21 protein-coding genes and 1 riboswitch are annotated in these 20,088 nt (G+C 51.1%); of the genes, 17 read left to right on the top strand and 4 right to left on the bottom strand.

What is annotated here, in order from left to right; genetic code table 11:
• Positions 1-113: 113 nt before the first annotated feature.
• The 5 genes from CTH_RS12575 to nikC all read left to right on the top strand — a co-directional run bounded on the left by CTH_RS12575 (position 114) and on the right by nikC (position 5,691).
• Positions 114-1,109: an ABC transporter ATP-binding protein gene (locus tag CTH_RS12575; RefSeq protein ID WP_079932796.1), complete on the top strand. Its 996-nt coding sequence runs from the start codon at positions 114-116 to the stop codon at positions 1,107-1,109.
• 3 nt (positions 1,110-1,112) lie between these two features.
• The gene (locus tag CTH_RS12570) at positions 1,113-2,093 is read left to right on the top strand and encodes an ABC transporter ATP-binding protein (protein ID WP_107754130.1); all 981 of its coding nucleotides are present in this window, start codon (positions 1,113-1,115) and stop codon (positions 2,091-2,093) included.
• A 42-nt stretch (positions 2,094-2,135) separates the two neighbouring features.
• Entirely contained in the window at positions 2,136-3,749 is a 1,614-nt protein-coding gene (locus CTH_RS12565) for an ABC transporter substrate-binding protein (protein WP_107754345.1), read from the top strand.
• A gap of 68 nt (positions 3,750-3,817) precedes the next feature.
• Positions 3,818-4,822 carry an ABC transporter permease gene (locus CTH_RS12560; protein ID WP_078665855.1) on the top strand — a complete coding sequence of 335 codons (1,005 nt, stop codon included), beginning with the start codon at positions 3,818-3,820 and terminating at the stop codon, positions 4,820-4,822.
• Between the two features lie 11 nt (positions 4,823-4,833).
• The gene (gene nikC / locus CTH_RS12555) at positions 4,834-5,691 is read left to right on the top strand and encodes a nickel transporter permease (RefSeq protein WP_078665854.1); all 858 of its coding nucleotides are present in this window, start codon (positions 4,834-4,836) and stop codon (positions 5,689-5,691) included.
• A 61-nt stretch (positions 5,692-5,752) separates the two neighbouring features.
• Here the strand turns inward: nikC and CTH_RS12550 are convergent, their stop codons facing one another.
• Entirely contained in the window at positions 5,753-6,424 is a 672-nt protein-coding gene (locus tag CTH_RS12550) for a hypothetical protein (RefSeq protein WP_078665853.1), read from the bottom strand.
• Positions 6,425-6,492: 68 nt separating this feature from the next.
• Positions 6,493-6,580, bottom strand: a riboswitch (cyclic di-GMP riboswitch).
• Between the two features lie 131 nt (positions 6,581-6,711).
• Here CTH_RS12550 and CTH_RS12545 point away from each other — a divergent pair.
• The gene (locus CTH_RS12545; RefSeq protein WP_107754128.1) at positions 6,712-7,182 is read left to right on the top strand and encodes a peroxiredoxin family protein; all 471 of its coding nucleotides are present in this window, start codon (positions 6,712-6,714) and stop codon (positions 7,180-7,182) included.
• Here CTH_RS12545 and CTH_RS12540 read toward each other — a convergent pair.
• Together CTH_RS12540 and CTH_RS12535 are read right to left on the bottom strand one after the other, a co-directional pair.
• Positions 7,171-8,163, bottom strand: coding sequence for an inorganic phosphate transporter (locus tag CTH_RS12540; RefSeq protein ID WP_078665851.1), 993 nt, complete (start codon positions 8,161-8,163; stop codon positions 7,171-7,173). The two genes, CTH_RS12545 and CTH_RS12540, sit on opposite strands and share 12 nt — an antisense overlap.
• On the bottom strand, positions 8,156-8,782 hold the full coding sequence (locus CTH_RS12535; protein WP_159071972.1) for a DUF47 domain-containing protein: 627 nt from the start codon (positions 8,780-8,782) through the stop codon (positions 8,156-8,158). The genes CTH_RS12540 and CTH_RS12535 overlap by 8 nt, the downstream gene beginning before the upstream one ends.
• Before the next feature lie 250 nt (positions 8,783-9,032).
• Between CTH_RS12535 and CTH_RS12530 the strand changes: the two genes are divergently transcribed.
• The 9 genes from CTH_RS12530 (at position 9,033) to CTH_RS12490 (ending at position 16,407) form a co-directional block, all read left to right on the top strand.
• On the top strand, positions 9,033-9,236 hold the full coding sequence (locus CTH_RS12530; RefSeq protein ID WP_079907208.1) for a hypothetical protein: 204 nt from the start codon (positions 9,033-9,035) through the stop codon (positions 9,234-9,236).
• Positions 9,237-9,251: 15 nt separating this feature from the next.
• Complete coding sequence (locus CTH_RS14305) at positions 9,252-9,674, top strand: rhodanese-like domain-containing protein (RefSeq protein ID WP_107754126.1); 423 nt, start codon at positions 9,252-9,254, stop codon at positions 9,672-9,674.
• An 81-nt stretch (positions 9,675-9,755) separates the two neighbouring features.
• Positions 9,756-10,709: a DNA double-strand break repair nuclease NurA gene (locus tag CTH_RS12520; RefSeq protein ID WP_078665847.1), complete on the top strand. Its 954-nt coding sequence runs from the start codon at positions 9,756-9,758 to the stop codon at positions 10,707-10,709.
• Between the two features lie 4 nt (positions 10,710-10,713).
• A complete protein-coding gene (locus tag CTH_RS12515) occupies positions 10,714-12,558 on the top strand; it encodes an ATP-binding protein (protein WP_159071971.1) in 1,845 nt (614 codons plus the stop codon).
• The gene (locus CTH_RS12510; protein ID WP_078665845.1) at positions 12,555-13,535 is read left to right on the top strand and encodes a metallophosphoesterase family protein; all 981 of its coding nucleotides are present in this window, start codon (positions 12,555-12,557) and stop codon (positions 13,533-13,535) included. The genes CTH_RS12515 and CTH_RS12510 overlap by 4 nt, the downstream gene beginning before the upstream one ends.
• Positions 13,532-14,857: an AAA family ATPase gene (locus CTH_RS12505; protein WP_107754124.1), complete on the top strand. Its 1,326-nt coding sequence runs from the start codon at positions 13,532-13,534 to the stop codon at positions 14,855-14,857. The genes CTH_RS12510 and CTH_RS12505 overlap by 4 nt, the downstream gene beginning before the upstream one ends.
• Positions 14,858-15,100 carry a hypothetical protein gene (locus tag CTH_RS12500; RefSeq protein WP_078665843.1) on the top strand — a complete coding sequence of 81 codons (243 nt, stop codon included), beginning with the start codon at positions 14,858-14,860 and terminating at the stop codon, positions 15,098-15,100. It abuts the gene before it with no gap.
• 1 nt (position 15,101) lies between these two features.
• Positions 15,102-15,734, top strand: a complete 633-nt coding sequence (locus CTH_RS12495) for a DNA repair protein RecN (RefSeq protein WP_078665842.1) — start codon at positions 15,102-15,104, stop codon at positions 15,732-15,734.
• Positions 15,735-15,996: 262 nt separating this feature from the next.
• Positions 15,997-16,407 carry a hypothetical protein gene (locus tag CTH_RS12490; RefSeq protein ID WP_078665841.1) on the top strand — a complete coding sequence of 137 codons (411 nt, stop codon included), beginning with the start codon at positions 15,997-15,999 and terminating at the stop codon, positions 16,405-16,407.
• Positions 16,408-16,562: 155 nt separating this feature from the next.
• Here CTH_RS12490 and CTH_RS12485 read toward each other — a convergent pair whose 3' ends face one another.
• Positions 16,563-17,900 (bottom strand): CoA-disulfide reductase, encoded by a 1,338-nt coding sequence (locus CTH_RS12485; protein ID WP_107754122.1) that lies wholly within the window; start codon positions 17,898-17,900, stop codon positions 16,563-16,565.
• Positions 17,901-17,966: 66 nt separating this feature from the next.
• Here CTH_RS12485 and CTH_RS12480 point away from each other — a divergent pair, with 66 nt between their 5' ends.
• Together CTH_RS12480 and rlmD are read left to right on the top strand one after the other, a co-directional pair.
• Positions 17,967-18,677, top strand: a complete 711-nt coding sequence (locus CTH_RS12480; protein ID WP_159073893.1) for an acylneuraminate cytidylyltransferase family protein — start codon at positions 17,967-17,969, stop codon at positions 18,675-18,677.
• A gap of 1 nt (position 18,678) precedes the next feature.
• Positions 18,679-20,028 (top strand): 23S rRNA (uracil(1939)-C(5))-methyltransferase RlmD, encoded by a 1,350-nt coding sequence (rlmD, locus tag CTH_RS12475; protein WP_107754118.1) that lies wholly within the window; start codon positions 18,679-18,681, stop codon positions 20,026-20,028.
• The last annotated feature ends 60 nt before the right edge of the window (positions 20,029-20,088 follow it).

The following is a 20,088-nucleotide window of genomic DNA, read 5'->3' as shown; positions in this document are numbered from 1 at the left end:
TTTTCTGAGATAAATATGAGAAAAAATAGCAAAGTATTTATATTTATGCCATAATAGCAGCAAAGAAACAAAGGTGTAATAGAGCAGAAAGATTGAATACAGGAGCGGCGAAAATGAAGACAGAGGAAATTTTGCTGGAAATCAAGGATTTGCGCACATATTTCTACACTCCGGAAGGGGTGGTCAAGGCGGTAGACGGGGTCAATCTCAGGCTCAACAAGGGCGAGACCCTGGGGGTAGTGGGAGAATCAGGTTCCGGAAAATCCATTACCGCTATGTCGATCCTGGGGCTAATCCCCAAACCGCCGGGTAAAATCGAGGGCGGGGAGATCTGGTTCAATGGCGAAAACCTGCTCACCAAATCGGAAAAAGAGCTCAGGGCCATTCGGGGTAATGATATTGCTTTCATTTTCCAGGACCCGATGACCAGCCTCAATCCCCTGCTGACGGTAGGGGAACAGATTGCAGAAGCTATTCGTTTACATCAAGGGCTGGGTCGCAAGGAGGCCTGGGCGAAAACAGTGAAGATGCTGGAACTGGTGGGTATCCCGGAAGCGGAACGCCGGGCTCAGAGTTATCCCCACCAGTTCAGTGGCGGGATGCGGCAGCGGGCCATGATCGCCATGGCGCTTAGCTGTAATCCTAAACTGCTGATTGCTGATGAACCTACTACGGCCCTGGATGTAACCATCCAGGCCCAGATTCTGGACTTGATGCAAAAACTGAAAGAGGACTTCCATACCTCTATCCTGCTTATCACCCATGACCTGGGGGTGGTGGCGGAGATGTGTGATGATGTCCTGGTGATGTATGCCGGGCGGCCGGTAGAATATGCCCCTGCTGAGGTTCTGTTTGCCGAACCGAAACATCCCTATACCTGGGGCTTGCTGGGCTCTTTGCCAGACCTGGAGGCCGAGGAGAAAAAGCCGCTGGAGCCCATTGAAGGCGGACCGCCGGATTTGCGCAATCTGCCAGAAGGATGCGCTTTTGCTCCTCGTTGTAAGCACAAAAGCTCCCTCTGTGAGAAGAAAAGGCCGCAGTACAGGGAACTGGCACCGGGCCACCTGGTAGCCTGTCATCTCTATGCCGAGGAAAAAACGGAGGTTTAAGCCATGACCCAGCCATTACTGGAAATAATCGATTTGCAAAAACATTTTCCCATTACTAAAGGTTTTATCCGGCAGAAACAGGTGGGGGCGGTGAAGGCGGTAGATGGTGTTTCCTTCAGTGTGGCCAGAGGGGAAACCCTGGGTTTAGTAGGGGAATCGGGTTGTGGCAAATCCACTACCGGGCGTTGTGTTTTGCGGTTATTAGAGCCCACAGGCGGGAAAGTGTTGTTTGAGGGTCAGGACCTGCTGGGACTGAGCCGGCAAGAAATGCGGCAAAAACGCCGGGAAATGCAGCTGATCTTCCAGGATCCATATGCAAGCTTGAACCCGCGCCTGACGGTAGGGGAGATTATCGCTGAGCCCCTGCTGGTTCACGGGCTGGCCGATCGTAGAGAGGCGGCCCGGGAAGTCAAGAGGCTGCTGGATGTCGTGGGATTGCCCCATTACCATGCCGAGCGTTTCCCCCATGAGTTTTCCGGCGGGCAGAGACAGCGTATCGGTATCGCCCGGGCCCTGGCTGTTAAGCCCAAACTGGTTGTTTGCGATGAGCCGGTATCAGCCCTGGATGTATCCGTGCAGGCTCAAGTAGTTAACCTGCTGGAACAATTGCAAAAAGAGTTTGGCCTGACCTATATCTTCATTGCCCATGACCTGAGTGTGGTGAAACACATCAGTCACCGGGTGGCAGTAATGTATCTGGGCCGGATTGTGGAAATAGCTTCAGCCGGGGAGCTATACCGCAATCCAATGCATCCTTACACCCGGGCCCTGCTTTCCGCCATTCCCTTACCTAAACCGGGCCGCAAGGCGGAACGCATTATCCTGCAAGGGGACGTGCCCAGTCCGGTCAACCCGCCAGCGGGGTGCAATTTCCATACCCGTTGCCCGCTGGCCAGAGAGAGCTGCCGGCAGGAGGTACCACGTTTGCAGGAAGTGGGACAGGGCCATCAGGTTGCCTGTCCGGTAGTAGTGGGCAGTCATTGAGGTCAGGCAAATATCAATATGAGGAGGTTGAGAGTTGTGAAAATGCGGAAACTGTGGTCCCTGGCCCTGGCTGGTGTGCTGGCTTTAAGTACTCTGCTCAGCGGCTGCGGTGGCGGCAAAAGCGCCGACAACGGCGGCAAACCGGCAGGGGAAGAGAAGAAAGAAAAAACCTTCATCTTCGCCAAGTCCGGTGACCCCGTCGGTCTGGACCCCATCAATGTTACCGATGGTGAATCCATCTATGTTACCCAGCAAATTTTTGACACTCTGGTAGAATACAAGCAGGATAGCACTGAGATCCAACCGGCACTGGCCGAGTCCTGGGAAGCTTCCAAGGATGGGCTGGAATGGACTTTCAAACTGCGTCAGGGAGTTAAGTTCCATGATGGTACGCCCTTCAATGCCGAAGCTGTCAAATTCAATTTCGATCGCTGGCGCGACAAGAACAATCCCTATCACCAGGGAGATTTCGAATACTATGCCGCTATGTTTGGCGGTTTCCCCGGCATCATCAAGGAAGTTAAAGCTGTAGATGAGTATACCGTCAAGTTCATTCTGGAAAAACCCAATGCTCCTTTCCTGGCCAACCTGGCCATGGCTGCTTTCGGTATTTCCAGCCCGGAAGCCATCAAGAAATACGGTCAGGACTACTTCAAAAACCCGGTGGGCACCGGTCCCTTTAAGTTCGTGGAATGGAAAAAGGATGACAAAGTAGTCCTGGTTAAGAATGAAGAATACTGGGGCGAAAAAGCTAAAGTTGACAAGGTTATCTTCCGCACCATCCCTGATAACAGTGCCCGGCTGATGGAACTGAAAGCTGGCACTATTGATGCTATGATCGGGGTAAACCCCGATGATGTAGAAGGAATCAAGAATGATCCCAATCTGCAGTTACTGCTGCGTCCTTCTATGAACGTAGGCTATCTGGCCATGAACACCGAGAAAAAGCCTTTTGATAACGTAAAAGTACGCCAGGCTATTAACCATGCCATCAACAAGCAGGCTTTGATCGATGCCTTCTATGCTGGTCTGGCCAAGCCGGCCAAGAACCCCTTGCCGCCTTCTCTCTGGGGTTACAATGATGAAGTGAAGGACTATGAGTATGATCCGGCTAAGGCCAAAGCTCTGCTGGCTGAAGCAGGTTTCCCCAATGGCTTCAAGACCAGGCTCTGGGCCATGCCGGTCGCCCGGCCCTATATGCCGCAGCCCAAGCAAATTGCTGAAGCCATTCAGAAGGATCTGGCGGCTGTGGGCATTCAGGCTGAAATCGTAACCTTTGACTGGGGTACTTATCTCCAGAAAGGGGAAAACGGGGAACACGAACTCTATCTCCTGGGCTGGACCGGGGATAATGGTGACCCCGACAACTTCCTCTATGTTCTGCTGGACAAGGACAACACTACCAAAGGTTCTGCTTCAAATGTTGCTTTCTACAAGAATGACAAGGTTCATGACCTGCTGATTAAAGCCCAGCAGGAATCCGACCAGAACAAGCGGGCTGAACTGTACAAGCAGGCTCAGGTGCTGATTAAAGCGGATGCTCCCTGGGTACCGCTGGTTCATTCCACCCCGCCGGTTGCGGCCAGGAAAAATATCAAGGGCTGGGTACCTCATCCCACTGGTAGTGAATGCTTTAACACCATTGACAAAGAGTAAGCTGGTAAAGACAGAGGAGAGGCCGGTTGCGGCCGGCCTCTTGCTCTCTCTTTCAGGGAGGAAAATTCATGGCACAATATATTGTTCGTCGCTTGCTCCAGATTATTCCCGTCTTTTTTGGTGTAACCCTGCTGGCTTTTTCCTTAATCCATTTTATTCCCGGGGACCCGGCCCAGATCATGCTGGGCGAACGGGCTACACCCGAGGCGCTAAAAGAACTGCGAGAACAATTGGGTTTAAATGACCCTTTATATATTCAATACGGCCGTTTTTTAAGCCACATTCTGACTGGAGATCTGGGCCGTTCCATAGTTACCAATGAACAGGTAAGCAAGGAACTGGCTACTTTTTTCCCGGCCACCCTGGAACTGACTCTGGCGGCCATGCTGGTGGCGGTGATCGTCGGTCTGACTGCGGGTATAATTGCGGCAGTGAAACAATACTCTTTTTTTGATAATATCTCCATGGTAGGAGCTTTGTTCGGGGTTTCTATGCCCATCTTCTGGTTAGGTCTGATGCTGATCTACCTCTTTGCCCAGACTTTAGGCTGGTTCCCTCCTTCCGGACGCCTGAGCACTGAATATACTGTTCCAGTGATTACCGGCTTAATTACTGTGGACGCCTTGCTCAGCGGGGATATGGCTGCTTTTAGGGATGCCCTCTGGCACCTGGCCTTGCCGGCGCTGGCTCTGGGCACTATCCCCATGGCTATCATTGCCCGCATGACCCGCTCCAGCATGCTGGAAGTGTTGCGGCAGGATTATATTCGCACCGCCCGGGCCAAAGGGTTGGCGGAGTGGCTGATTGTGCTCAAGCACGCCCTGCGCAATGCCTTCCTGCCGGTTTTAACGGTAATCGGCTTGCAGTTTGGTTCCTTGCTGGGTGGAGCTGTAATGACGGAAACCATCTTCTCCTGGCCGGGAATTGGCCGCTATATCTATGCTGCCATAATGGCCAGGGATTTTCCGGTGGTGCAGAGCAGTATTGTTTTTATAGCCATGCTGTTTGTGTTAATCAATCTTCTGGTCGACCTGCTTTATACCTATATTGATCCCCGCATTCGTTACAGTTAAGGAGGAGCGCCATGAGCCAGAACAAAGGAGGACTATGGGCTGACGCCTGGCGTCGGCTAAAGCGGAATAAAGTTGCCCTGCTGGGTGCGCTGATTGTGGCTATCTTGCTGTTTACTGCTCTGGCTGCCCCGCTCATCGCTCCTTATGACCCCGTTCATGATGGGAGTTTGAAGGAGCGCTTGCAACCACCCAGCAGCAAGCACTGGCTGGGAACGGACAAGCTGGGCCGGGATATTTTTAGCAGGATTGTTTATGGTGCCCGCATCTCTGTTGAAGTGGGGGTTATTTCTGTAGGCATTGCTTTGATAGTAGGCACCCTGATGGGGGCTCTGGGCGGCTATTATGGCGGCTGGCTGGATTCCATCCTGATGCGTATTGTTGATATAATGCTGGCATTTCCCAGTGTCCTGCTGGCAATCGCTATCATGGCAGTGCTGGGGCCCAGTCTGGAAAATGCCATGGTGGCCATCGGACTGGTGAATGTGCCAACCTTTGCCCGGGTGGTACGGTCTACTGTTCTGGCGGTGAAAGCCACTGAATATATCGAGGCGGCCAAAGCTATCGGGGCCAGGGATGCTCGCATTATTTTCCGCCATATTTTGCCCAACTGCATTGCGCCCATTATTGTAACAGCTACCCTGGGCATCGGTACAGCTATTCTCGATGCCGCCGGCCTCAGCTTTCTGGGCCTGGGGGCTCAGCCACCTACACCGGAATGGGGGGCGATGCTGGCCGATACCCGGGATCTCTTGCTTAAAGCGCCCTGGGTGGCCATATTCCCCGGGATTGCCATTATGCTGAATGTACTGGGCTTTAATCTGCTGGGAGACGGTTTGCGGGACGCCCTGGATCCCAGGTTGAAACAGTAAAACGCATTGCCCGGTGGAGGTTAAATAACAAAGCCGCAGGCTTTGCCTGCGGCTTGGATTTTTACTGGGTAATGGAGGCATTAACAGTTGTAGTAGCCTGAGCAGTTTGATTCAAAGCTGAGGTAGCGGCAGCCAGTTCAGCTTCCAACTTTTTGATTTTAGCTTGTAATTCAGCGATTTTACGTTTGGCTTTTTCCGCTTTGGCTTTGGCTTTCAGTTCCTGTTTCAGTTTCTTTTCCTGGGCTTTTAATTGAGCCAGTTCCCGCTTGTCTTTTTTCTGTTCTTTCTTAATTTCATTTTCCCGTTTGACAATTTCCTTTTTCAGCATCCTGGCCAGCTCATTGATCCGGTGAATGCGTTTCACATAGGTCTTACTGTCTTTAGTTTTCTTGAAATCAGCCACTGCATCTTTTTTCAGACTATTGATAGCCTGGGCCAGAACCCGGATATCTTTTTTGCTGGTGATCAGCTTGTTCAGCTCAGCCTTGAGTGCTGTATCGGTCGGATTGTCCAGCAGCTTAACCAGCACCGCTTTTACCTGCAGAACCTGCTGCTCAAAAGGATTGACCTGGGTAGTAGTAGTGGTATTGCCATAGGTGTCGGAAGTAACAGTGGTCTGGGTTGTAGCATCAGTGGTAGTAGTGGTTTCCCCTTCAGCAAAAACAGCGGAAACAGGACCAAGAGCCAGGATTGCGGCAACAAAAGTGGCCAGGAATTTGTGTTTGATAGTCATAAGACATACCTCCTTTTAATGCTCAAAATTTTACCTCCTGCCAGAGCAGGAGGTAAATCGCCTCGCACTCGGGCAGCTGGCTGGCCTGGCAACGGAGTTGCGGTAGCCCCTTTAGCTTTGCGTCACCACCTTTCGATGGTTTTGCCTTTTTCCTTTTCGCTATATTATACGAACAGGCAATCATTTTTGGGGGGGACCTAAGAAGTTTTTCTAAAAAATTTTTTTCGACAACAAAACAGGAAATCCTGCTCCAATGGGGAAAATAAGTAGCAGAGGAGGTTGAGAATATGGTAGAGATCGGCTTCAAGGCCCCTGATTTTACCCTGCCCGCTACCGGGGGACAGGAAATCACTTTATCCCAATTAGCTGGCAAAAAGGTTGTTCTTTATTTTTATCCTAAAGACAATACTCCTGGTTGAACCAATGAAGCGGTCGATTTTAATGACCGGATGGAGCAGTTTGCTGCCATCAATACCGTTATTCTCGGAGTAAGCCGGGATTCCATAGCCAGTCATGAGAAATTTGCGGCCAAACTGGATCTGAAGTTTCCTCTGCTCAGTGATAGTAACGGGGAAGTATGTCAGTTGTATGAGGTATTAAAAGAAAAGAATATGTATGGCAAGAAAAGCATGGGGATTGAAAGATCCACTTTCCTGATCGATGCCGATGGTGTTATCCGACAGATCTGGCGCAAAGTCAAGGTAGCCGGCCATGCCGAAGCTGTCCTGGCCGCAGCCAGGGAGCTATCAGAGCAATAATTCCAGGGCTAGATAGACCCCGGCTCCGATCAGGCTGGTAGCTGGCAAAGTGAGAAACCAGGCGGTAATAATCTGTCGGGCCACCCCCCATTTTACCCCGCGAAAGTTTTTGGCTGTGCCCACTCCCATGAGTGCGGAAGCGACTACATGAGTAGTGCTGACGGGTAGGCCAAAGCGGGAAGCCAGCAATATTACCAGGGAAGAGCTAATATCCGAGGCAAAACCATTTATGGGTTCAATTTTAAAAATCCGCCCGCCCATGGTGCGGATTATTTTTTTCCCCCCTGTAGCGGTACCCAGGGCCAGGGCACTGGCGCAGGCAACTACTACCCAGAAGGGAACATGAAAAGTATCAATCATACCGGCGCTGACGAGAGCCATAGTGATCAGGCCCATGGACTTCTGGGCATCATTGGAGCCATGGGAATAGGCAGTAAGCGCTGCTGAAAGGATCTGTAAGCGACGAAAAACATTATTGGTCTGATGGGGATGAGAAAAGCGGAAGAGCCAGAAAAAACCCACCATTACCAGATAGCCCACCACCAGACCCAGAATAGGGGATAAGATCAGGGACAGGATGATTTTACTCAGGCCTGTCCACTTGATGAGCGCAAAACCGTGCTGGGCAGCGGCAGCTCCTACCAGGCCGCCGATGAGGGCATGGGAAGAACTGCTGGGAATGCCATAGTACCAGGTAAACAGGTTCCAGAAAATAGCAGCTGAGAGGGCGCCGATTAAAACCGTCTGGGTTATGGCTGCTGGGTCCACAATTCCTTTTCCGATGGTAGCTGCCACAGCGGTATGGGTTACCGCTCCTAGAAAATCAAAAGCGGCAGCCAGGAGAATTGCCTGCCGGGGGCTGAGGGCCCGGGTGGCAATGGAAGTGGCAACAGCATTGGCGGTATCATGGAAGCCATTTAAGTAGTCAAACAACAAAGCAAGGATAACAACGATAATGACCAAAGCGGTGAGACTAAGCATATTTTAGCACTACTCCCTCTAATAAATCTGCCATATCATCACAGAAGTCCAGCATTTCTTCCATATATTCATACAGGTCTTTCCACTTGATGATTTCCAACGGACTGCAATCCAGGGCAAAAAGCTGGGCCAGGCCGGTGCGGTAGATATTATCTCCCTGGCTTTCCAGCTCATTGATAGTCTGACAGAGCTTCTGGATTGCTTCCGGCCGGGAAGTCAGTTCCGGCAAGAGCTTTATGGCTTTGGCTAGAGCCAGACTGGCTTCAAAGGCAACCCCGGCCAGCTCCTGACCGGTCCGGGTAGTCTGTTCCACTTTATAGAGTCCCAGTTTTACGCAGGTGCCGTGCAGGTAATCGACCACGTGCTCTAACCCCTGGGTGAGCCGGAAAAGCTCATCCCGGTCGATGGGAGTAATAAAAGTACGATTGATTTCTTTCTTTAATTCTTTGGCAATCTGATCGCTTTTTTCTTCAACTTGATCCAGCTGCCGCATTAGCTGCTCAGAGTGTTGCTGTTCTTGCATGATGGCGCGAAAATGACGGGCAGCTTCTTCCAGGCACTGGGCCAGCTCACCTAACAAGCGGTAGAAAATATCATTTTTTGGTTTTATACTAAACATCTCGGGGCCTCCTTTAACTGTACTAATAAAGATTGTAACTGTCCCCATCTGCTGCGTCAACAAGACTCGACAAAATAACAGTTGCTTACCCGGGGGCAGTATGCTATACTAATTGGTAGCGAATGCAAGAGAAAGTAGGTGCAAAAACATGCGGGAGAAACTGGCCAGTCTTGGAGCAGTTATCACCGGCTTTCTGGCCTGTATCGCCTGACTGGGTCCGGCAGTTTTTGCCGCCCTCGGTCTGGGGGGATTGGGCTTTGCCGCTGTTGGTTCGGTATCGAAATATAGCAATATATTTTACGGTATTACCATAGTTCTGCTGGGCTTTGCCCACTGGATGGGAACCAAAAATCACAAAAAAAGCAATCAGGTTATACTCTGGACATCTACTGTTCTGGTGCTGGCGATGTTTATCTACACCAAACGGGGCTGGTTCCTGGGATGGTTTAACTAAAGGGGGAGAAGGAAGATGAAAAAATGGTTGCTAATCACTCTGCTGAGTGGTCTTCTGATCGTTACCGGCTGTGCTAAACAGGAAACTACCCAATCCGGGGGAGAAACAGCAACCCAGCAGCAGGCCCAGGCTACTTATCAGGACATCAGTGGTGAAGAATTGCAGGCCATGCTGGCTAAAGGCGAAAAGGTAACGGTTATCGATGTGCGGGAACCCTTTGAGTATGAAGCCGGGCATATTAAAGAGGCTCGCCTCATTCCCATGGGGGAAATCCCTGGTAAACTGGGGGAACTGGACAAAAACCAGACTATCGTAGTGGTTTGCGCTTCTGGCAGCCGCAGTGCCCAGGTGGCCCAGTATCTGGTGGAACAGGGCTTCACCCGGGTCAAAAACCTGGCAGGAGGCATGATGGCCTGGCCGGGAGAAGTGGTGAAATAACAGGATTAGGTAATTTCTTAAAACCTCTGCTTGTGTTACAATGATACACAGGTGGAGGTTTTTGCATTTGGAGGTTTATTTATGTGGGAGGACTTGCTGGAACTCAATCAGGAGCTGCTCAGGCGTATGCAAAAGACACCTGACCGGGCCGCAGGCCGCCAGCTGCTGGCTGATAGCTTTGGTGAATTCAAACCCATTCCAGTTTTCCAGGACAAACCCTGGCAGGGCTGGCAGGTAGTAGGGATAGATGGCTCCCAGCAAACTATTGGGGCCAACTATCCTTACCAGCTGGCTTTATTACAGGCTCTGGCTCTGGCCAGCCAGGGCGGGGAACAACTGAAACAGCGGGTAATAACCCCCCTCCTGGCTGAGGGGGAAGAAGAAGTCAGGCAGCTGGTAAGGGAAAAAGGTTTGAGCCAGGAACTGGCATTTAGTCGCCTGCGGGACCGGCATCTGGCCCAACTGGAGCTGGAAACCTTGCTGGAACTCATCTTTCATCAAAAACCCCGAGCCATCATGCTGGATGGCGGTTTTTTACGGCTGGAGCAAGCCTGGGCAGAAGGCTGGCAGCAGCTCTATTCCTTTTGTCTGGAGGAGAATATTTTACTGATAGGTGTAATCGAGGAAGTAGGGACCAATGCCATTGCCCAGGAACTGGGGGAAAAGGCCCCCCCTCTCTGGCAAAGGGCTTATGACCGGGAGATTCTCTATGACTTGCTGCAGGAAGGAGAACTGCTGTTGCCCTATCGTCCCTTGGCTGTAAAAGACCGCTATTATACGGTTTTTTTGCGCCCGGGTACCTATCCGCAGGCCATTGCCCTGGATTTGCTGGCTGAACAGAAAAATAAGGCCCAGCTGGCAGCGGCTCTCGTAATTTCCCTTTGTCCTGCTGGTGGCCGGGGCATTCCCTGGTTGCTGGATCTAATCGATCAAAAGGTGAAATTAACCCGACAACAAACTGATGCTTTGCTGGACTATGTCCTGGATTTACAGGTTCGGGAAAAATTTTTGCGCTCCATGCGGGAGAGGAGGTAAAAGGGTGCAGGTAATCGGAACAACTACCCCTCAGGAGGTCTGGGTACTGGATCAGACCCGACCTTTTCGCACCAATGAGCTGTTGATTATTGAGGACCCACAGCTGGGTCTGTTAACCGGTGAGGTGGTGGAGTGCCAGTCCCACCATCCCCTCTTATCGGGAAGCAAAGGAGAAGGGGCGGTGCTGGATCGGCAGCTGTTGTCCAATCTATTGACCATTGGGCTGGATCCACGCCGGGAAGTAGTGCATCTGGCCCGGGTACGGCTGCTTACCGAGGCTCGCTGGCCGGTGGCTTTTGCTGCACCAGTACGCTTGCCCCGATTTGAGGAAGTTGCACCCCTGTTGTTAAAAACCGGCCCGGATACGGGGCTGACCCTGGGGGTAATCGCTGGAACGGAGGAACTGGGACAGGAGCTGCCAGCGGGTTTGCGAGAGATAGCGCCCCTGTGGAATGGCGAGGGTTTACAGGCTCAGGAAGGGGTGCCCTTTATTTTCAATTACCAGGCCATGAACCAGTATCCCCATTTAGGGATTTTCGGGGGCTCTGGTTCGGGTAAGTCCTTTGGTACCCGGGTGGTGCTGGAAGAGCTGATGCAGCAGGGGATTCCCACCATCGTGCTAGACCCGCACTGGGAAATGAGTTTTGAACAACAGGTAGCAGGCTGGCCACCAGGATTACAGCGGGAATGGACTCGTCGTGCTGTACTCTTTGCCATCGGCCAGGAAGTAGGGGTTAATTTCAGTGAATTGAATGGGGCTGAAGTAGCCAATCTGCTGGCAGCCGCCGGAGGCAGTTTAAGTGAGGCTATGGAAAATGCCGTCATCACTTTGCACCAGAGGCGGGATAGCCTTCAGACCTTTAAAACCCGCCTGGAAGAACTGCGCTGGGCCCTGGAGAATGAGAGCAAACTCAGGAAAAGCCCTGATCTCTTTACCCCGGAGAAAGTGCGCCAGGCTCAGGAGCTGCTGGAGGAATACAAGGACCGAATCAGCGGGCCGGGCACTCTGGCCGGTATTCAATGGCGGCTCAACCGTCTGGAACAGACCGGTATCTTTCACCGGGATATCCGTCCGGTAGAGGAGGAGCTTATCAAACGCAAACTGGTAATAATCCGCGGCACCGTTACTACCCTGAACATTTTTGCAGCTTATGTGCTGAAAAAATTCTATGATAAACGGCGGCAATACAGGGATTCCCTGCAACGGGGAGAGCGGTCGGGAGAGCCTTTCCCGCCTTTTGTTATCGTGGCTGATGAGGCTCATAATTTTGCCCCGGTTTCACCGGTGATTCCTGCCCCGGCTCGCTCCATTCTCAAGGAAATCGCCCAGGAGGGACGGAAATACGGAGTGTTTCTGATTCTGGCTACCCAGCGGCCGGCGTTGCTGGATGAAACCATTAATGCCCAGCTCAATACCAAATTCATATTCCGGACTACCCGCTCCCAGGATATTGACCTGATTCAGCGGGAATCAGACCTATCCCGGGAAGAAACCCGCCGGTTACCCTATTTACCGTCTGGGACCTGTTTTGTCTCATCGGCAATTTACGGGCGCTCCCTGCTGGTGCGCATTCGGGCAGCCAAAACTTGCAGTCCCCATAGCCATAACCCATTTACTGAGCTCAGCCGGGACTTTGCCAGTGAGGAAGATAAAATGAGTGAGATTTTACTGGGACTTTTACCACTAAATGAAGCCAGCCTGTTGTCCTATTTGCCGGAAATCGGGCAAAGGCTGGGCAGAGCAGTCACAATCGAGGAAGTGAAGGCGGCTCTGGCCGATCTGGCCTGTCAGGGACGTTGTCGGGAAATCTCAACACCTTTTGGCAAAAAATATGAGGTGATGCCATGAAACTGCTGTTTTTAACCGATACCCATATCCGGGGCACCAGTCCCGTTAACCGCCTGGATAATTTTCCTCAGACCCTTTTGGCCAAGTTAAAGGAAGTGGTGGAACTGGCCCATGACCTGGGAGTCAGTGCGGTCCTCCATGGTGGGGACCTCTTTGACCTGCCCAGTCCGGCCTTAGGGGTAGCCGGGGAATTCCTGGCGGTATTCCAGCAATTACGGGTCCCGTTCTATGGCATTGCCGGCAATCACGATCTTTTCGGTCACAACCTGGCCACCCTGGATCGAACCATGCTGGGCCTGGCGGCCCGGCTGGGGCTGGTGCGACTGCTGGCCCCTGGTGAACGGGTCTATTTGCAGGATAAGGGGATCCGTTTACAGCTGACCGGTACCGGCTATCACGTGGACCTGGACCGGCGGGATCCCCGGCTGGACTATTGTGTCACTAAAGAAGAATGCGATGTGGCTGTGCACCTGGTCCATGGTATGTTGCTGGAGAAGCGCTGGATTGAAGGGATGGCCCATACCCTGGTGGACCAGATCACCAGCACAGAAGCGGATTTCACCCTCTGTGGCCATAATCATCTGGGAATAAAGGATATGCAAGCGGAGGGCAAATGGTTCCTCAATCCCGGCTCTCTGGTCCGTCTCAGCAATCACCCCCGGGAAATGGAGCGCCAGCCTCAGGTGCTTTTGCTGGATTTCAGTGGTGGTGCTCCCACTTACCGCAAAATTCCCCTGCAGACTGCCCGACCCGGTAGCGAGGTGCTGGACCGCAGCAAAGCAGAGGCCCAAGCGGTACGGGAAGCCAAACTGGCCGCTTTTGTCAGCGAAGTGCGGCAGGCAGGCCAGGTCAAGGCCTATGGCTTGCAGGAAATTGTTGAGGAAATCGCCCGCCGGGATGGCATACCGGAAAGAGTACGCCATTTGGCCCTGGCTAAACTGGCGGAGGCACAAGAGCGATTGGGGGCGGTGGAATGAGATATTTACGGGAAGTGATGATCGAAAATTTTCAGTCCCACCAGTATACCCGTCTGGAGCTCAGCCCGGAACTGAATGTTATCGTTGGGCCTTCTGACCAGGGAAAATCTGCTATTATGCGGGCTATCCGCTGGGTATTGTTTAATGAGCCCAGGGGCACTGATTTTATCCGGGTCGGGACCCAGGAGGCCAGAGTAACCTTAATCTGGTCAGATGGCAGCCGGGTCACCCGGGAACGTAGCCTGAGACGCAACCGCTATATTATCGAAAAAACAGGAGAAGAGCCGGTGATTCTGGAAGGCTTCGGGCAGGAGGTTCCGGTTGAAGTGCGGCAATTGTCCGGGGTTGAGCCCCTGCAAATAGATGAAAATACCTGCCTGTATTTGCATCTGGGCCAGCAATTGGAAGGCCCCTTCCTGCTGGAAGGCAGTGGCATAGGGCAGTTGCGGGCCAAAGCCATTGGCCGGCTCTCCGGAGTACATTTGCTGGATGCGGCTCAGCGCAGTCTGGTTTCAGATGTCAACCGCCTGCAGCAAACGGAACGGCGTCTGGGGGAGGAAAAAGAGCGGCTGGAAGAGCAATTACAGAGTTACTCCCATTTACCGGACCTGCTGGCCCGGTTGCAGGAGACTCAGATTCAGGCTTCCCGTTTGGATGAAATGGAAAAAGACAGAACCTATCTGGAACAATTAATAACAGAATGGCAGGATGTAGAACAGCGCCTGGCTACCGGGCGTACCTATATTGAGCAGATTAGCGCCGGGATAGATGCTAAGCCTCTGCTGGTAGAAGCAGAAAAGAAGGCGGAGGAATACCAGCGAGTAAGTCTCTTGCAACGGGAATGGGAAAGATTGCGGCAGGAACTGGCCGGACAGGAAAAGATCCTGCAGTCAACAGCTAAAACCGGTCAGCTCTTATCCCTCTGGGATCAGGGAATTAACTTGCAAAGTCAGTACCAGGAATTGCATCGGGTCTGGGAGGAATGGCAACGCCTGCAGGGAGCTCTGGGCCGCCTGGAAGGGGAATTGCGTCCCCTCAGCCAGGTAGAGGAGGCCCGGGCTCTATGGTCAGAGTTGCAACAAAAACAGGAGCGGGCCCGATTGCTGGAGGAATTACTCACCCACTGGCAGGAGCTGGTTCGACAGGAACAAACCCTGCTGGCTGAGCTGAAACAGCAACAGGAAAAAATACAGAGTCTGGTGGGAGAATATGTTGCGAATCTAAAGAAACTGGGCAGCTGCCCCACCTGTTTACAGCCCTTGCCAGAGGCAGTTATGGAAAGCATTGCCGCTGAACTGAGTTGGGAGAAGGAGGTTATTTAAATGGAGGATTTAAAGAAACTAAAGGAAGCCATTGATAAATGTCAGAGTTTACGACAAATGGCTCTGGGGCGCAAAGCCGAGCTGGAAAAAAGACAGGAAGAGCTAAAAACCCGCTTTGCGGAACTGGGTTTAACTCCCGAAGCAGCTCCGGCGCGCTTAGCGGAACTGCAGGAGGAAATTGCGGCTTTGACCCGGGAAATTGAAAGCAAAATCCCCTGGGAGCTGTTGAAAGGGCGGGGTTAAAATGTCCGACTGGCGGCAAGGATTAAAGGAGTGGGAGAGCTATTGCCAGAGCCGGCAGGCGGAATACAGGATGCTGGAGCGCCAGCTTCAGGAAGTTAAAGAAGAACTGGCTCAAACGGTGGTGGCTCTGGATGATGCCACGCAAGCCCGCCTTTTGCTGCAGGAGGTGGCGGAATTTGCCCGGGAACAGGCCCGCCAGCAGATTGAATCCCTGGTGACCAATGCCCTGCAATTTATTTTCGGGGGGGATACCCAGTTCCGGGTGGAGATCGAGGAAAAACACAAGCAGCCCAGCGCTGAATTTTACCTGACCTCTACCTATGAAGGGGGTTATCGGGTGGAAACCCGGCCCCAGGAGGCGCGGGGCGGAGGAGTGGTGGACGTAGTATCTTTAGCTCTGCGCATTGCTTTGCTGGAAGCATGTGGACTGGAAGGGCCCTTGCTCCTGGATGAACCGGGCAAGCATGTTTCGGAAGAATATAGCCTGCAAGTAGCTACGTTTTTAAAACAATTGAGCCAGAACTTTGGGCGGCAGGTAATCCTGGTCACCCATAATCAGCATCTGGCTCAGAGTGGAGATAAAGCTTTTCTGGTGGAAATGCAACAGGGAGTTTCCCGGGTAAGAGAATTGTAATTACTTAGATTTCAGGGCGATGAGCTTGTGCTTCTGCTTTTTCTACCCGCTGACGTTGATTTACGGCAGTGGGTTTTTCTTTGGCCGGCTTTTTCTTTTCCCTTTTCGCCATATTTGTGTCACCCTTTCCCATTAGTTTGCTTTATCTTTCCCTGTCTGTGTCTTTTTATACAACAATTTGACGAAAGTTTTTGGTTGATTTCAGAACTTACGTTCTGTTAAGATGGTTATGCAAACAAATTTTCTCTAAGGGGGAAGGGTTATGGTAATTACAGAAGAACCAAAAAGTGAACAGGCTATGATGGTATCCAGGATAAATGAGCTGGAAGCCATGCTGGCAAAACGACTGGAACGGTTGGAAACCCGGTTTGATCTGGTGGAGGAACGGCTAGATGATGTGGAGGATCGCCTGTATTATTTGGATGAAAGAATCATGGACCTGGAAGACCGGGGCATGGATTTACAGGAACAGCTGGACACTGTTGAAGAGAATATCATTAATAAAATGACCGAAGTTCAGCAAAGTATCATCCAGATGGATGAAAATTTTCGGGCTCTGCTTTGCATCTGTGCTAGACAGGGACTTAAGCTGGAGAAACTTGAGAACAAGCTCAGACATAAAGATTTATCGGGTTTAGCTCAGCCTGACAGGAAACCAGGTTCAGTAGTATAATGACTATGAGGGGGGATTTTTATGGAGGCGGTTTTAAACCTCATTCTGGTTGAACTGATTAGAACAGAAAATGAGCTAAGGTGGAAAAAATTAAGACAAGCCTTGATGTAAAAAACAGGCGATGAAGTTATTGTTTACTTCATCGCCTCTCTCGCTTAATCAGCTTGATTAGCGGCGATTAAAAGGGGGTCCCAGACCGGGGCAAAAGGCGGGGCATAGGCTAAATCCAGCTGCCGGAATTCATCAACGGACATACCGGCACTGATAGCTGTAGCAATAACATCGATTCTTTTACCTGAGCCAGGGCCTCCGACAATTTGTCCCCCTATAAGACGCCTGTTTTCCTCTTGCCAGAGCAATTTAATGGTAATCGGGGTTGATTCCGGGTAGTAGGCAGCCCTTGTTCGCGATTTAATTACAGTTGTGTTAAAATTTAAGTTGAGCTGAGTAGCTTCGCGGGTGGAAAGACCGGTACGGGCTACTTCCAGGTTGAGGATTTTGGCAATGCCTGTCCCCAGTACACCGTCGAATTGCAGTTGTCCGCCAGCCGCGTTGTTGCCAGCTACCCGGCCCTGTTTATTAGCGGTAGTACCTAATGGTATGTAAGCTGGTCCTTGATAGAGGCGATGATAAACAGTGGCACAGTCTCCGGCCGCAAAAATATAAGGTAAATTAGTACGCTGCTGGTTATCAGTGAGGATAGCCTGCTTAGGGCCAAGCTTAATTCCGGCCGTTTCGGCAATTTCTGAGTTAGGGGTCACGCCAATGGCTAGGAGGACCAAATCAGCGGGTAGAGGGCCCTGGTCGGTAATTACTCTGGTTACTCTTTCCTCTCCTTCGAAAGCTAGAACCTTATGGCCGGTTTTGACTTCAACACCATGTTGTAAAAGCTCTTGTTCGATTAGTTGAGCCAGGTCGGCATCCAGATTGGGAGCAACCTGGGGAGCCAGTTCAATGATGGTGGTTTTCAACCCCAGCTGAATAAAGGCTTCTGCTACCTCTAACCCGATATAGCCTCCCCCGACGATCACTGCATTCCTGGGCTGAAAGCGCCGAATATAATCTTTGATGCGCAGAGCATCAGGGATAGTTTTCAATGTAAAAATATTGGCTGCTTTAATGCCAGGGAGCGGGGGGATAATAGGACGGGCACCGGTAGCGATGACGAGAGCATCGAAGGATACTTTTTTTTCCAGGTTAGATTCATGATCGAGAACCTGTAAGGTTAGTTCCTGTGAGTTTATCGCCAGGCCCTTATGGTTCAAAAAAACCTGGATATTTTGCTGGGCAAAGAAGGGCGGGGTACGGGCGATCAGTTTTTCGTAAGAAGGGATAACCCCTGAGAGAAAGTAAGGGAGTCCACAGGCACCGTATGAAATAAATTCTTCGCTGGTGTATACTTCAATAATAGCTTCAGAATCGGTACGCCGTGCTTTTGCCGCTGCGCTCATACCAGCGGCTACACCACCTAAAATGACGACCCGTTTTTTCATCATATCCCCTCCTTGGGAGATTTTACTTTTATTATAACAATTTTTTTATAAAAGCAGGTGAAAAAATTGACTGTTCTCGGATTAATTCCAGCGCGAGGAGGCTCTAAACGTTTACCAGGGAAAAATATAAAAAAGTTTGGCGATAAACCATTGATAGCCCATACTATTTGTGCCGGCCTGGCTTGTAAGGAAATTAGCCGGTTAATTGTTTCTACGGAAGATGAAGAAATAGCTGCTGTTGCGAGGGCCTGGGGGGCAGAGGTGCCATTTATCAGGCCGCATCAGCTGGCAACAGATGAAGCCAGTTCTTTGGAAGTGGTTAAACATGCGCTTGAGTTCGTTGAGCAGGAACGTTTTTTTCCCGAGTACATAGTTTTATTGCAGCCAACCTCCCCTTTAAGGGAATCAGAGGATATCAGCCTGGCATTACAGGAAATGCGAAAAGGACAATGGGACCTGGTAATAAGCCTCTGTCCCTCAAATATCCATCCCTACTGGTACAAAACCATTGCTGTTACCGGGGAAGTAAAGCCTTTTTTTGATTACCAGGGCTCATTGCGCAGTCAGGATTTAGCCCCGGCTTTTCGTCCCAATGGAGCAATCTATATTTATCGCAGTGAATTTATCCGTCGAGGAAAAAGTCCGGTTCGGATAGGGGCATACATAATGGAGGATTGGAAGTCTATCGACATTGATACAGCCCTGGACTTTTTCCTGGCAGAAAAAATTTGGGAGCATAGAGGTATTTTTAAAGGCATGTCTAAGTCAGGAGGATAAAATGAAACTGATTATTACTGATATTAACCATCAAGGCGAAGGAGTAGGACGCCTGGCAGGCAAGGTTTATTTTGTACCAGGAGCCCTGCCAGGAGAGGAAGTAGAAATTGAAGTAACAGAAGAAAAAAAGAGCTGGGCCCGGGCTCGCATAATAAATCTTCATGTACCATCGGCTGAACGCTGCCAGCCCCATTGCCCTTACTTTGAACAGTGCGGGGGTTGTCAGTTGCAGCAACTGGCTTATTCAGCTCAGCTGGCAGTAAAAAGAGAACTGGTACAGAATACCCTGAAACGGATTGGTAAATTAGATCTGGGAAAAGTTGAGGTCAGGTCAGTACTGGGCATGGTAGAGCCCTGGCAGTATCGCAATAAGGTTGTCTGGCATGTAACTAAAGTAAATCGCAGGTTAAGGCTGGGTTTTTTCCAGCGCGGGGGCCAGCAAATAATTCCCATTGATTACTGTCTGCTATTACCACTCCGACTAAATCAGCTTAAGAATAAAATAGAGCATCTCCTGAATGAGATTAATATCCTGCCTTATGATTGGCGTAACCATACCGGGCAGCTGAGACATATTATTTTACGGCAAACAGTTACAGGGCAGGTTATGGTGGGCCTGGTAACTGTTCCTGAGGTTAGCTTGAAGCGAAGATTAATGGAACTGGCCTCCAAATTACTAGGGGAGGAGGGTGTCACTACTGTTGTTTGGAACATTAATCAGCAAAAAACGCGCGAGATATTAGGCAGAGAAAACCAAACACTGGCAGGACCTGGCTTTATTGAGGAAGAGATACTGGGTTTAAAATTTCAGGTTTCCCTGGCAGCTTTCCTGCAGGTAAACCCACGGCAGACAGAGGTCCTTTATCAGCAGGCAGCCGGGGCAGCAGCTCTCAGCGGAGGAGAAAAAGTTATTGATGCTTATTGCGGTGTGGGATCTATTGCTCTGCTAATGGCCCGGCAGGCTGCCGAGGTTCGCGGAGTAGAGGTAGTGGCTGAAGCCATTGCTGCCGCCCGGGTGAATGCGACCATTAACAGGATAACCAATGCCAGTTTTAGAGTGGGATTGGCAGAGAAGATTTTACCGGAATGGGAGCGGGAAGGTTACCGGGCCCAGGTGATTGTGGTGGACCCCCCACGAGCCGGGGTGGAGCTTCCTGCTCTACAAGCCATGGCGGGTATGAAACCGGAAAGAATTGTTTATGTAGCCTGTGATGTGGCTACCCTGGCCCGGGATTTGGCCCGATTACAGGAACTGGGTTATGAACCGAAGTGGGTCCAACCAGTGGATATGTTTCCTCATACTGCACACATCGAGTGCGTAGTATCGCTCAAAAGGAAACACAGCCCATAAAGCCTTGCACAGCAAGGCTTTATGGGCTTTTAGGAGGATTGAGTATGTTCCCGCGGACGA

Origin of the sequence: Carboxydocella thermautotrophica (assembly GCA_003054495.1) — a bacterium.
Lineage (GTDB): Bacteria > Bacillota.
This window is presented reverse-complemented; position numbering and strand designations above follow the sequence as displayed.